Annotated in this window: 12 protein-coding genes; 6 read left to right on the forward strand and 6 right to left on the reverse strand. The window is 66.2% G+C overall.

Annotated features, from left to right (window positions below):
• Positions 1-49 precede the first annotated feature (49 nt).
• The 6 genes from radA to I6F37_RS08930 all read left to right on the forward strand — a co-directional run bounded on the left by radA (position 50) and on the right by I6F37_RS08930 (position 6,310).
• Entirely contained in the window at positions 50-1,495 is a 1,446-nt protein-coding gene (gene radA, locus I6F37_RS08905; RefSeq protein WP_036022683.1) for a DNA repair protein RadA, read from the forward strand.
• Positions 1,496-1,662: 167 nt separating this feature from the next.
• Entirely contained in the window at positions 1,663-2,292 is a 630-nt protein-coding gene (locus I6F37_RS08910; RefSeq protein WP_036000794.1) for a CvpA family protein, read from the forward strand.
• A gap of 29 nt (positions 2,293-2,321) precedes the next feature.
• Positions 2,322-3,845 (forward strand): amidophosphoribosyltransferase, encoded by a 1,524-nt coding sequence (gene purF / locus I6F37_RS08915; RefSeq protein WP_036000798.1) that lies wholly within the window; start codon positions 2,322-2,324, stop codon positions 3,843-3,845.
• Positions 3,846-3,860: 15 nt separating this feature from the next.
• Positions 3,861-4,004: a hypothetical protein gene (locus I6F37_RS08920; RefSeq protein ID WP_225124189.1), complete on the forward strand. Its 144-nt coding sequence runs from the start codon at positions 3,861-3,863 to the stop codon at positions 4,002-4,004.
• Positions 4,005-4,070: 66 nt separating this feature from the next.
• Positions 4,071-4,811: an SDR family NAD(P)-dependent oxidoreductase gene (locus I6F37_RS08925; protein ID WP_225150969.1), complete on the forward strand. Its 741-nt coding sequence runs from the start codon at positions 4,071-4,073 to the stop codon at positions 4,809-4,811.
• Between the two features lie 281 nt (positions 4,812-5,092).
• On the forward strand, positions 5,093-6,310 hold the full coding sequence (locus I6F37_RS08930) for an ABC transporter substrate-binding protein (RefSeq protein ID WP_050991666.1): 1,218 nt from the start codon (positions 5,093-5,095) through the stop codon (positions 6,308-6,310).
• Between the two features lie 139 nt (positions 6,311-6,449).
• Here I6F37_RS08930 and I6F37_RS08935 read toward each other — a convergent pair whose 3' ends face one another.
• The 6 genes from I6F37_RS08935 to I6F37_RS08960 form a co-directional block, all read right to left on the reverse strand.
• Positions 6,450-7,706: a TCR/Tet family MFS transporter gene (locus tag I6F37_RS08935; protein ID WP_225150971.1), complete on the reverse strand. Its 1,257-nt coding sequence runs from the start codon at positions 7,704-7,706 to the stop codon at positions 6,450-6,452.
• The gene (gene der, locus I6F37_RS08940; RefSeq protein WP_225150973.1) at positions 7,703-9,085 is read right to left on the reverse strand and encodes a ribosome biogenesis GTPase Der; all 1,383 of its coding nucleotides are present in this window, start codon (positions 9,083-9,085) and stop codon (positions 7,703-7,705) included. The genes I6F37_RS08935 and der overlap by 4 nt, the downstream gene beginning before the upstream one ends.
• Before the next feature lie 50 nt (positions 9,086-9,135).
• Positions 9,136-9,672, reverse strand: a complete 537-nt coding sequence (locus tag I6F37_RS08945) for a hypothetical protein (RefSeq protein ID WP_036022676.1) — start codon at positions 9,670-9,672, stop codon at positions 9,136-9,138.
• A gap of 31 nt (positions 9,673-9,703) precedes the next feature.
• Positions 9,704-10,357 carry a tetratricopeptide repeat protein gene (locus I6F37_RS08950; RefSeq protein WP_036022675.1) on the reverse strand — a complete coding sequence of 218 codons (654 nt, stop codon included), beginning with the start codon at positions 10,355-10,357 and terminating at the stop codon, positions 9,704-9,706.
• Positions 10,358-10,522: 165 nt separating this feature from the next.
• Entirely contained in the window at positions 10,523-12,115 is a 1,593-nt protein-coding gene (locus I6F37_RS08955) for a class I adenylate-forming enzyme family protein (RefSeq protein WP_225150975.1), read from the reverse strand.
• Positions 12,116-12,187: 72 nt separating this feature from the next.
• A complete protein-coding gene (locus I6F37_RS08960) occupies positions 12,188-12,772 on the reverse strand; it encodes an NnrU family protein (RefSeq protein WP_057028945.1) in 585 nt (194 codons plus the stop codon).
• Between the last annotated feature and the right edge of the window lie 25 nt (positions 12,773-12,797).

Below are 12,797 nucleotides of genomic sequence, written 5' to 3' on the forward strand. Positions count from 1 at the left end.
TGCCAATCCGTGCTATCAGCACATCTGAAACCCGCGACTCGCGCTCCCCATGGCCAAATCCACACTGTCCTTCGTCTGCCAGAACTGCGGCGCGGCCTATAACCGCTGGCAGGGCAAGTGCGAGTCCTGCGGCGAGTGGAATACGCTGGCGGAAGAAGACACCAGCGGCAGCGTGCCGGTGTCGATCCGCTCCAAGCGCAAGGGAAGAACCTTCGCGCTGGAGAGTCTCGCCGGAAAGAGCCCGGATGCGCCGCGCCTGTCCTCGGGGATGACCGAGCTCGACCGCGTCACCGGCGGCGGCTTCGTGCGCGGCTCGGTGCTGCTGGTCGGCGGCGATCCCGGAATCGGCAAGTCGACGCTGCTGACGCAAGCGACCAGCCTGCTCGCGCGCGCTGGCCACCGCGTCGTCTACATCTCCGGCGAAGAGGCGGTCGCCCAGGTGCGCCTGCGCGCCGAGCGGCTCGGGCTGTCGGACGCGCCGGTGCAGCTCGCGGCCGAGACCTCGGTCGAGGACATCGTCTCGACGCTGTCGGAGGGCGCGGTGCCCCGGCTGATCGTGATCGACTCGATCCAGACCATGTGGACCGACACGGTGGAATCGGCGCCTGGCACGGTGACGCAGGTGCGCGCCTCGGCGCAGGCGCTGATCCGCTTCGCCAAAAAGACCGGGGCCGCCATCATCCTGGTCGGCCACGTCACCAAGGACGGCCAGATCGCCGGCCCCCGCGTGGTCGAGCATATGGTCGATGCGGTGATGTCGTTCGAGGGCGAAGGCTCACAGCAATTCCGCATCCTGCGCGCGGTGAAGAACCGCTTCGGACCGACCGACGAGATCGGCGTGTTCGAGATGACGGGCCTCGGCCTGCGCGAGGTCACCAACCCCTCCGAGCTGTTCCTGTCCGAGCGCGACCTCGGCACGCCCGGCACCGCGGTCTTTGCCGGCATCGAGGGCACGAGGCCCGTGCTGGTCGAATTGCAGGCACTGGTGGCCCCGACCTCGCTCGGCACCCCGCGCCGGGCCGTGGTCGGCTGGGATCCGAGCCGGCTCTCAATGGTGCTGGCGGTGCTGGAGGCCCATTGCGGGGTCAAGCTGTCCGGCCACGACGTCTATCTGAACGTTGCCGGCGGCCTTCGCATCCACGAGCCCGCGGCCGACCTCGCCGCCGCCGCGGCCCTGGTGTCGTCGCTGGTTAATGCGCAGTTACCCACCGATGCCGTCTATTTCGGCGAAATCTCGCTGTCGGGCGTGGTGCGCCCGGTGGCGCAGACCCCGGCCCGGCTCAAGGAAGCGGCAAAGCTCGGCTTCCAGCGCGCCGTGCTGCCCGAATCGGCACGGGGCGATGCGGGCGGCGATGCCGGACTGTCCCTGAATGCGGTGAACAGCCTGACGACATTGGTGGCCGAGATCGCAGCGCGGGGCTCCCGCCGGGGCGAATCCGGTGCACAGCCAGAGAAAAATGCCACACCGGCCAGATTCCGCCGCGGAGAGGGTTAGGTGGAGGTGACGCCGGAGGCCTCCGCCGCTATACAGCCGTCACAAAAGCAGCATGGGATTGCGTGGTTGCGGCCTTGCCGGGAACGCCGTCTGCCCTTCTTTTAGGGCAGCGGCCAAGCACCGATTCGCTAGAGCACCTTTGAAGTACGAGCGGACCAGACCAGCCGATGCCAGTAACCATCCTCGACCTGATCCTGCTCGGTGTGATGCTGATCTCGGGCCTGCTCGCGATGGTTCGCGGCTTCATGCGCGAAATCCTGTCGATCGCGGCCTGGGGTGCCGCGGCGATCGTGACGCTGTATTCGTTCTCGAAGCTGCTGCCGACCGCCAAGACCTATTTCAACAACGACACGGTCGCGAGCGTCGTCGTGGTGGCCGGCGTGTTCATCGGCACCCTGGTCGTGGTCTCCGTCATCACGGTCCGGATCTCCGACATGATCCTGGATTCGCGGATCGGCGCGCTGGATCGGACCCTCGGCTTCCTGTTTGGGCTGGCTCGCGGGCTTTTGATCGTCGTGGTCGCGTTCCTGTTCTTCACCTGGCTGGTGCCGGACAAGCAGCGCCCCGACTGGGTCAGCGGGGCCAAGTCCCGCGTCGTGCTGCAGGGAACCGGCGATTGGCTGATGGCCCTCTTGCCTGACGACCCCGAGAACACCATCTTGAAGAGATTCAAGAAAAACAAACCAGATGATGATCAAGCTGAATCCGAGCAGCAGCCTTCGGGCAGTGGCGACGGGTACAGTAAGTCGGCTCGTGACGGCATGAAAAAGCTGATCGAGAAACCTGCGGCGCGTTGATAGGGCCCCAAAAGAGAGGCGAGAACGAGATGCGACACCCTGACCAGGACGCCCTGCTTGATCTCGATCCAAACGCCGGTCCAGGCCCGGCGGCGCTTGAGCTTCAGGACGATCTGGAAGGCGATACGCTGCGCGAGGAATGCGGCGTCTTCGGCATCTACGGCCACCCTGATGCGGCCGCCATCACCGCGCTCGGCCTTCACGCGCTCCAGCACCGCGGCCAGGAGGCCGCCGGCATCGTCTCCTACGACGGCAGCCGCTTCCACTCCGAACGCCGCCTCGGCCTCGTCGGCGACACCTTCTCCCGCCGCGAGGTGATCGACCGCCTGCCCGGCAATGTCGCGGTCGGCCATGTCCGCTACGCCACGACCGGCGCGACCATCCTGCGCAACGTGCAGCCGCTGTTCGCCGAGCTCAATGCCGGCGGTCTCGCGGTCGCTCACAACGGCAACCTCTCCAACGGCCTGACGTTGCGCCGCGAGCTCGTCAAGAACGGCGCGATGATGCAATCGACCTCCGACACCGAGGTGATCCTGCACCTGGTGGCGCGCTCCAAGCGCGTCCGCTTCATCGAGCGCTACATCGACGCGCTGCGCGAGATCGAGGGCGCCTATGCGCTGGTCTCGCTGACCAACAAGAAGCTGGTCGGCGCCCGCGATCCGCGCGGCATCCGCCCGCTGGTGCTCGGCGAGCTCGACGGCTGCCCGATCCTGACTTCCGAGACCTGTGCGCTCGACATCATCGGCGCGCGCTTCGTGCGCGACATCGAGCCCGGCGAAGTCATCGTGTTCGACGAGAACGGCCAGGACATCCACAAGCCGTTCCCGCCGATGGCGCCGCGCCCCTGCATCTTCGAATACATCTACTTCTCGCGGCCGGATTCCATCGTGCACGGCCGCTCGGTCTACGAGGTGCGCAAGAATTTCGGCGCGCAGCTCGCGCGCGAGAGCCACGTTCCGGTCGACGTCGTGGTGCCGGTGCCGGATTCCGGCGTGCCGGCCGCGGTCGGCTACAGCCAGTATTCCGGCGTGCCGTTCGAGCTCGGCATCATCCGTAACCATTATGTCGGCCGCACCTTCATTCAGCCGACGCAGGCGATCCGCGAATCCGGCGTGCGCATGAAGCACTCGGCCAACCGCGCCGCGATCGAAGGCAAGCGCATCATCCTGATCGACGACTCGCTGGTGCGCGGCACCACCTCCAAAAAGATCGTGCGCATGATGCGCGATGCCGGTGCCAAGGAAGTGCACTTCCGCCTCGCTTCGCCCCCCATCCTCTATCCCGATTATTACGGCATCGACCTGCCCGACCGCGGCGGCCTCCTGGCGGCGACGCATACGCTGGAGGAGATGCGCGAGCTCATCGGCGCCGACTCGCTCGCTTTCCTGTCGATCGACGGCATGTACCGCGCCATGGGCGAGCCGGGCCGCGACCCCGCCAATCCGAAGTTTGCGGATCACTGCTTCACCGGCGTCTATCCGACCCACCTCACCGACCAGACCCAGACCGAGCCGCAGCCGCGGCAATTGTCGCTGCTGGCGGAGGCGAGCTGACGCGAGGCCGCGACGATGCAGCTGACCATCGCCATTCTCTGCGGAGTAGTGTTGGTCGGCTTTGTTGTGTTCGCCTTCAGACAAGGCATGAAGGTCACCCCCGACGGCTCGGGAAACGGAACCAACAGCGACAATATTCAATCGGGCGGCGGTAGCTAAAGCTTGAGGGCCAAATTCCGTCGTGGCTGGGCTTGTCCCGGCCGTCCACGGCTGTAAAACCCCGCCATGACAAAGCCCCTCGCTGACCGTATCGCTCTCGTCACCGGCGCCTCGCGCGGCATCGGTTTCGCCACGGCAATCGCACTGGCGAAAGCCGGCGCGCATATTGTGGCCACCGCACGCACGCAAGGAGGGCTGGAAGAGCTCGACGACGAGATCCGCAAAGACGGCGGCAGCGCCACCCTGGTGCCGCTCAACCTCACCGATTCCGACGGCATCGCGCGTCTCGGCGCCGGCCTGCACGAGCGCTACGGCAAGCTCGACATCCTCGTCGGCAATGCCGGCGTGCTCGGCCCCTCCTCGCCGATCGGCCATATCGAGCTGAAGACCTTCAACGACGTGATGGCGGTGAACGTCTCCGCGAACTTCCAGCTGATCCGCTGCATGGAACCGCTGCTCAGGCAATCCGATGCCGGCCGCGCCGTCTTCATCACCTCGGGTGCCGCCAACAAGGCCACCGCTTATGTCAGCCCCTACGCGGCCTCCAAGGCCGCACTGGAGACGCTGGCGCGTGCCTGGGCGCAGGAAACCGCAAACACCAAGCTGCGCATCAATCTGTTCAATCCGGGCCCGGTGCGCACCCGCATGCGCGCCACCCTGATGCCCGGCGAGGATCCGGCGACGCTCGACACGCCCGAGCAGGTCGCAGAATACATCGTGCCGCTGTGCGCGCCCGACTGGACCGAGACCGGCAAATTCTACGATTACAAGACCCGCACCCTGATGAGCTTCCGCGCGCCGGCCTAATTGCCCTCCGACGCCTTGGACGTCATGCCGGCGGTAATGTCCGTACCGCCGAGTTCGATACCGGAAAGCGCATTTAGAAATTCAAGCCGACATCGAACGCGCTGAAATAGCGTCTCAACGCATTTTGCCCAAAAGTTAACCGATGGATGACGCTACGACGCAGCGTCATCCGGCTTTAGGTGCATTGCCGTCGGCCATGGGACACGGTAGAGCGTCAATTGGAACAAGGCTCCCGAAGAGAGCCGTCCGCATATTTGACAATGGAGGAAGCCTTTATGACGATGCCCGCACGCCGCGCCGCGGCTCTTCTGGCCTGTGCCGCTTTCGGCTTTGCCACATCCGCCTTCGCGCAAGACAAGACCATCAAGATCGGCGTGCTCAACGACATGTCGAGCCTCTATGCCGACATCGGCGGCCCGAACTCGGTGGCGGCAGTGAAGATGGCGGTCGAGGATTCCGGCCTGAAGGCCAAGGGCTGGACCATCGAGGTGCTCTCCGGCGATCACCAGAACAAGCCCGACATCGGCGTCAACATCGCCCGGCAATGGATCGACGCCGACAAGGTCGACGCCATCGCCGACACGCCGAGCTCCGGCGTCGCGCTCGCGGTGAGCAACCTCGTCAAGGAAAAGAATGCGGTGCTGCTCAATTCGGGTGCGGCCACCGCCGACCTCACCGGCAAGGCCTGCACGCCCAACACCGTGTCCTTCACCTACGACACCTACATGCTCGCCAACGGCACCGGCAAGGCGCTGACCAAGGCGGGCGGCGACAGCTGGTTCTTCCTCACCGCGGATTATGCCTTCGGCCATGCGCTGGAGCGTGATACCGGCGCGGTCGTCACGGCGACCGGCGGCAAGGTGCTCGGCGGCGTCAAGCATCCGCTGAACACGGCCGACTTCTCCTCCTTCCTGCTGCAAGCGCAGTCCTCCAAGGCCAAGATCATCGGCCTTGCCAATGCGGGCGGCGACACCACCAACGCGATCAAGCAGGCCGCCGAGTTCGGCATCGTCCAGGGCGGCCAGAAGCTCGCCGCGCTGCTGCTGTTCATCAACGACGTGCACTCGCTCGGCCTGAAGACCGCGCAGGGCCTGACCTTCACCGAGTCGTTCTACTGGGACCTCAACGACCAGACCCGCGAATGGTCGAAGCGTTTCCAGAAGGTCTCGCCCAAGGGCTCGATGCCCTCGATGACGGTTGCGGGCCTCTACGCCGAGATCCTGCATTACCTGAAGGCGATGGAAGCGCTCGGCAGCAATCCGCGTGACGGCGCCAAGGTCGTCGCCAAGATGAAGGAGCTGCCGACCGACGATCCGCTGTTCGGCAAGGGCCCGCTGCGCCAGGACGGACGCCGCCTTATCCCCGCCTATCTGTTCGAGGTGAAGAAGCCCGAGGAGTCGAAGGGGCCGTGGGACTATTACAAGCTGGTCGCCACCATCGCGCCGGAAGATGCGGCCAAGCCGCTCAAGGACAGCGACTGCCCGCTGGTGAAGAAGTAGGATCGTAGGGTGGGTTAGCATGCGGCTGCGCAAAGCGCAGTCCGCTGGCGTAACCCACCTCTTCCGCCTCCGCGGAAATGAAAGAGGTGGGTTACGCCTCGCGGTTTGCGCTTCGCGCGAACCGCGAGGCTAACCCACCCTACGAGACTGTCCTGGTCGCACCCAGCGACCGCACCGCGATCGCAACGCACACCACCATCAGCACCGCGGCGAGCAGGAACGGGGCGCCGGGCAGATGCAGCGGCGCGCTGGCGCCGATGAAATAGGAAAATGTCAGCGTGAACAGGAACGGGCCGACGAGCTGCGACACGCTCTGCACGCTCGCGGTTGCGCCCTGCAGCTGGCCCTGCTGATCCGGCGCGACGAGCCGCGTCATCAGCGCTTGCGAGGCGGCACCGGAGATGCCCCACAGCGCCAGAATGGGAATCCCGAGCCACGATAGCGGTCCGGTCGGCGCAGCGCCGAGGACCACGAATCCGACCGCGCCGCAGCAGAGGCCGAGCAGGAGCGCGTTGCGCTCGCCGAGCGCATGCACGATGGGGCCGATCGCAAAGCCCTGCACCACCATGGCGCAGATGCCGACCATGGCGAGCGTCAAGCCCACCGTCTTGGCATCCCAGCCGTAGCGATAGGTCGCGTAGAGCACGAAGGTCGAGGGCAGCACGACGTGGGCGACCTGCGCGATGAAGTTGACGATCGACAACGCGGCAAGCAGCGCGTCGGACCGCAGCAGATGCAGCGCTCCGAGCGGACTGGCGCTGCGCCAGCGCAGCGGCGCGCGCTTGTCGGGCGCAAGCGACTCCGGCAGCACGAACAGGCCATAGAGCGCGTTGGCGAAGCTCAGGGCCGCCGCGGCCCAGAACGGCAGGCGCGGATCGATATCGCCGAGCAGGCCGCCGAGCGCTGGCCCCAAGATGAAGCCGGCGCCGAAGGCCGCGCCGATCCGGCCGAAGACCGCCGCACGCCGTTCCGACGGCGTGATGTCGGCGATATAGGCGAAGGCGGTCGAGATGCTCGCCGAGGTGATGCCGGAGATCACGCGGCCGATGAACAGCCACACAAGCGACGGCGCCAGCGCCATCAAGACGTAATCGGCTGCGAGCCCGAAATTCGACAGCAGCACCACCGGCCGGCGTCCGAAACGATCGGACAGCGCACCAAGCACCGGCGAGAACACGAACTGCATCAAGGCCCAGGCGGTGCCGAACAGGCCGAAGATGCGCGCGGCATGTGCGGTGTCGTTGTCGACGAAGCTTTCGATCAGCTTCGGCAGGACCGGCATGATCACGCCGAGCGCGACCATGTCGAGCAGGATGGTGACGAAGATGAAGGCGACCGCGCCGCGGCGGGCCGGCGCTGCGTCCTGCACCACCGCCTCGCCGGCACCGTCGCTCACGATGGCCGCTTGCGCTTGTGCGCGAAGGGATTGGCCTTCTCGCGCAGCGTGATGCGCACCGGCGTGCCCGGCAGCTCGAAGGTCTCGCGCATGGAATTGGTGAGATAGCGCAAGTAGGATTGCGGCACGGCGTCCGCGCGCGAGCAGAACAGCACGAAGCTCGGCGGCCGGGCCTTGGTCTGCGTGATGTAGTTCAGCTTCAGCCTGCGGCCGGAGACCGCCGGCGGCGGGTTGGCCTGGATCGCCTGCTCGAACCAGCGATTGAGCGCCGAGGTCGGCACGCGCCTGTTCCAGATCGCATAGGCGTCCTGGATCGCCTGCATCAGGCGATCGATGCCCTCGCCCATCAAGCCCGAGACGGCGACGATGGGCACACCCTTGAGCTGCGGCAGCCAATGATCGGCATCGCGGCGCAGGCCGGAGATCGCGCCGCCGCCCTTGGTCTCCATCAGATCCCATTTGTTGACGGCGAGCACGACCGCACGTCCCTCGCGCTCGATCAGGTCGGCGATGCGCAGGTCCTGCTCCTCGAAGCGGATCTGCGAATCCATCATCAGCACGACGACCTCGGCAAAGCGCACCGCGCGCAGTGCATCCGCAACCGACAGCTTTTCCAGCTTCTCCTCGATGCGCGAGCGCCGGCGCAGGCCCGCGGTGTCGAAGACGCGGAAATCGCGGCCCTTCCAGTTGATCTCGACCGCGATGGAATCGCGCGTGGTGCCGGCCTCGGGGCTCGTCAGCAGGCGCTCCTCGCCGAGCAGATGGTTGATCAGCGTCGACTTGCCGGCATTCGGCCGGCCGACGATCGCGACCCGGATCGGGCGCGTCGCGGCCTCTTCCTCCGAGATCGGCGCGTCGTCCTCATCGTCGTCTTCCTCGACGGGTTCGGGCATTAGCCTCGCGAGCGCGTCGTAAAGCTCGCCCATGCCCTCGCCGTGCTCGGCCGAGATCTGGATGGGATCGCCGAGGCCGAGCGCGAACGCTTCCATCGCGCCGGCATCGCCGTGCTTGCCCTCGCTCTTGTTGGCGATGAGCAGCACCGGCTTGTCGGCCTTGCGGGCGAAATCGGCGAAGGCGCGATCGGTCGGCGTCAGGCCGATGCGGGCATCGATCACGAAGAACAGCGCGTCGGCCTGCGCGATCGCGGTCTCGGTCTGCTCCTGCATACGCGCGGTCAGCGAGCCCTTGGCGCCCTCGTCGAGGCCGGCGGTATCGATGATGGTGAAGCGGAGATCACCGAGCCTGGCCTCGCCTTCGCGGCGGTCGCGGGTGACGCCCGGCAGGTCATCGACCAGCGCGAGCTTCTGCCCAACCAGGCGGTTGAACAGCGTCGACTTGCCGACATTGGGCCGGCCGATGATGGCGATCGTGAAGGACATCGGTCATTCGTGCGCTGCCGGGGCTGCGCCTGTCAATGCAATGGGAAATATCAGCGCGAGAAGCTGCCGCTCGGCAGCGGTGCCGGGAAGGCGCTCTGCGATTGCTGCTGCGGGGGCTTGGTCGGCTGCGCCTGCTGGGCCGGCTGATCTGGCGGCGGCGCGGTGGTGCGCCTGCGGACGATCTTGTGCTTGGGCGGCGGAGCGGACGTCGCCGGCGCTGCCTCCGGCTGCGCCTCGCCGTCGACCTCGCCGACGGGTGCTTCGGCCGGCGCGGCGGACTGCTTGGTATTCTTTGCCTTGGCCCCCTTTGCCGGCTTGGCCGGCTCCGGCTCCGCAGGCAGGGCCGCGACGGCAGGTGCGTTCGGGTCGGGCTGCTGCTGCTGTGCGCCTTTGTAGAGATCCCTCGGCACGCCCTGCTCGAGCCCCGGCACACCCTCGGGGAAGACCGGCTTGCGGTCGCCCGGCAGCTTCTTCTTGGTGTCGAGGAAGTCGAGCAGATCGCTCGGATCGAAGCTGGAGCAGCCGCCCAGGACGCCGGTGAAGGCGATCAGGACGGCGGCTGCGATCAAGCGTGGCGTGCGGCGCATCTTGGTGTCTCGTTACGTCAGAGAACCGTCGTCAGCTTTTGGCGACGGGCGGCAACAAAGCCTGGAGCGCCTCGGCGCGAGAGCGCAGGCCGGGCGGCGTTTCGCCGTCTCCGTCAATCGCCTCGAGCCATTTGCGGGCTGCAGTCATGTCGTTGTTACGCCAGGCCGACAGCGCCAGCATCTCGCGGGCGGTGTGGCGGAAGGTCGATTTCGGCGCGGCGGAAGCTTCCAGCCGCTGCTGGATGTCGGCATAACCTGCGCTGTCGAGCAGGAGCCCCGCGGCGCGGATCTTGGCCAGATCCTGCCACTCGCCGCCAATGCTGCGGTCGGCGGCGATGTCGTCATACATCTTCGCGGCCGCCTTGGGATCGCGGCTCGCGGCCTCGGCCGCAGCACGCAGCCGCGCCAGGGTGCGATAGCCGGACGGCGCCTTGGCGGCGAGCTCGGTGAAGGCTTTCTCGGCGTCCTCGTGCTTGCCCTGCTCGGACAGCTCGGCGGCCTTCTCGAAAGCGGCGCCGGCCGCGGCGGCCTTCTGGGCCTCCAGGTACCTATAACCCTGCCAGCCACCGGCGCCGGCGACGATCAGCACCATCAGCGCGATGAAGTAGATCGAATACTTGTCCCACAGCTTCTTGAACTGTTCGCGACGTACTTCCTCGTTGACTTCGTCAAATAATTCAGACACTTATGCCAATCCCATGCCCGTCCGGGTGCGCGCGCCAAAGCGTTCGCGGCAGGAATCCCGTCCCCGTGTGGCGGCGAGGTAGCCTAACGATATGGCGGTGGCAAGGCAAAGCGAGCCCGATCAAGGCGTTAACCACCCGGGACATCCCGGATGCCCCTGCCGGGCTCAAGCTCCCAGCAGCTCCCGCAGCTGGCGCTTCAGCACCTTGCCGTTGGCGTTGCGTGGCAGCGGGTCTGCCGTGATCGCCATGGTTTCGGGAACCTTGTAGTCGGACAGGCGCTCGGCGCACCAGGCGCGCAGGTCCGTATCGGTCACCGGCTGTCGCGTCACCACCACGGCATGGACGCGCTCGCCCAGCACCGGGCAAGGCCTGGCAATGATCGCGCTCTCGACCACGGCGGGATGGCCGGCCAGCACGGATTCGACCTCGGCCGAATAGATCTTCAGGCCGCCGCGATTGATCATGTCCTTCTGCCGGTCGAACACGCGAACGAAGCCTTCCGCATCGACCGAGCCGAGATCGCCGGAATGCCAGAATCCGCCCGTGAAGCTTTCGGCGGTGGCCTTCGGGTTATTCCAGTAGCCCTTGATCACGGAGGCGCTCTGGATCCAGAGCTCGCCGATCTCGCCGGGAGGCAGCTCGCGCCCGTCCGGGCCCATCACAGCGATGCGCGCGCCGGGACACGGCAGACCGACGCTGTCGATATGGCGCTCGGTCAGCTCGCCCGGCATGATGGTCGAGGGCGAGGTCGTCTCGGTCGCGCCGTAGCAGTTCATCAGCTTCAGGCCAGGAATCTTCGCCTTGAGCTTCTCGATGGTGGCGACCGGCATCGGCGCGCCGCCGAAACCGCCGATGCGCCAGCTCGAGAGATCATAGCCGTCGAAATCGGGCTGGAGCAGGCAGAGATTGTACATCGCCGGCACCATCACCGTGTAGGTGACGCGCTCGCGCGAGGCGAGCTTGAGGTAATCGGCGGCCTTGAACTCGGGCATGATGATCAGCGTCCCGCCGCAGCGGATCATGGTCGTAATGTTGGCGACGACGCCGGTGACATGGCCGAGCGGCACCGCTGCGATCGAGCGATCGGCTTCCGTCAATTGCAGGCAGGATACGAACACCATCGAGGAATGGACGATGTTGCAATGGGCCAGCATCGCGCCCTTCGGCTTGCCCGTGGTGCCGGAGGTGTAAAGGATCATCGCGGTGTCCTCTTCGCTCACCTCGATCGGTGCCGATGCCGGAGCGTTTTCGGCGAGCGAAGAGAAGCTCGACCGCGCGGCATCGTCATCGATGGCAATGCGATGGATCACACCGGGCACGTCCTTTGCGTCGGGCAGTCGCTCGCCGAGCGAGGCCTCGTGGATCAGGATCTTCGCGCCGCAATCGGCGAGCACATAGGCGATCTCCGGCTTCTGCTGGCGCGTGCTGAGCAGCACGGTCGCCAGCCCCTCATGTGCCGCGGCAAACAGCAGCAGCGGAAACTCTATGCGGTTGCCGAGCAGGATGGCGAGGCGATCGCCGCGCTGCAATCCGAGCTTACGCAATCCCGCAGCGATCCGCGCCGCCTGCTCCGCTGCCTGCCGCCAGCTCAGCCGGACATTGCCGCAGATCAAGGCTTCGCCATCGGCATTGCGGCCGCGCGCCTCCGCGATCATCGCCCAGAGGCTCGATGGCCGATCGCAAAATGCCGGCACCACCCGCTCGCCAAAACGCGACTCGAGCCGCATCGGCGGGATCTGAGATTGCGACCAGTCCATGGGATGCCCTCGGCTTGTTGCTCTCGTTATCTTCCCCGCACGGTCAGGCGAGCCCCGTCTTGCGCCGATCGGCTAGACCCCGATCACGGGCACACCGATCACCACCGGATGGAAGGCGAAGGCCAGGGCCAGATAGGCGACCACGCCTACCGCGACCGCGATCAGATCGTTGGTGGGGCCGCCGACCGGAATCGGCGGGGCACCGGCGTCGGTGCGAGCTTTCAGCGAGATGCGGTCATAGACCGCCCAGGCGAGGAACGAGCCGAACAGGATTATGGAGCCGAGATCGCCATTGGCGAGCAGATGCGCCGCGGCCCACAGCTTGATGCCAGCCAGCATCGGATGCTTCAACGTCGCATAGATGCGGCCACGCATGTAGGACGCTACCACGAGGATGACTGCAGGCAGCATCAAGGCCAACGCGATGTGCTTCATCGCCTTCGGCGGATACCAGACGTCGATCCAGCCGGAGCTGCGGTAGTGGGCATAGCCCCAGATGATCAACGCCAGCCCCGCCAGTGAGACCGCCGAATAGAGGAGCTTGTAGGTCCCCTCGCCCAGCCTCGCGATCGCCTGCGCGCGCGCCTTCCGTCTGGTTGTGAAAATATGGGATGCAAAAAACAGCACAAGCCCCAGGATCATGACCAGCAGACCCACGACATCCTCCCCGCAAAGCAGCCCC

The sequence above is a fragment of the Bradyrhizobium sp. NBAIM08 genome (assembly GCF_020193935.1).
Classification (GTDB): domain Bacteria; phylum Pseudomonadota; class Alphaproteobacteria; order Rhizobiales; family Xanthobacteraceae; genus Bradyrhizobium; species Bradyrhizobium yuanmingense.

Coding starts and splice junctions, on each gene's coding strand:
- radA (WP_036022683.1), top strand. CDS start 50: ATGGCCAAATCCACACTGTCCTTCGTCTGCCAGAACTGCGGCGCGGCC.
- I6F37_RS08955 (WP_225150975.1), bottom strand. CDS start 12,115: ATGGACTGGTCGCAATCTCAGATCCCGCCGATGCGGCTCGAGTCGCGT.
- I6F37_RS08945 (WP_036022676.1), bottom strand. CDS start 9,672: ATGCGCCGCACGCCACGCTTGATCGCAGCCGCCGTCCTGATCGCCTTC.
- I6F37_RS08920 (WP_225124189.1), top strand. CDS start 3,861: ATGCAGCTGACCATCGCCATTCTCTGCGGAGTAGTGTTGGTCGGCTTT.
- I6F37_RS08925 (WP_225150969.1), top strand. CDS start 4,071: ATGACAAAGCCCCTCGCTGACCGTATCGCTCTCGTCACCGGCGCCTCG.
- I6F37_RS08930 (WP_050991666.1), top strand. CDS start 5,093: ATGCCCGCACGCCGCGCCGCGGCTCTTCTGGCCTGTGCCGCTTTCGGC.
- der (WP_225150973.1), bottom strand. CDS start 9,085: ATGTCCTTCACGATCGCCATCATCGGCCGGCCCAATGTCGGCAAGTCG.
- I6F37_RS08910 (WP_036000794.1), top strand. CDS start 1,663: ATGCCAGTAACCATCCTCGACCTGATCCTGCTCGGTGTGATGCTGATC.
- purF (WP_036000798.1), top strand. CDS start 2,322: ATGCGACACCCTGACCAGGACGCCCTGCTTGATCTCGATCCAAACGCC.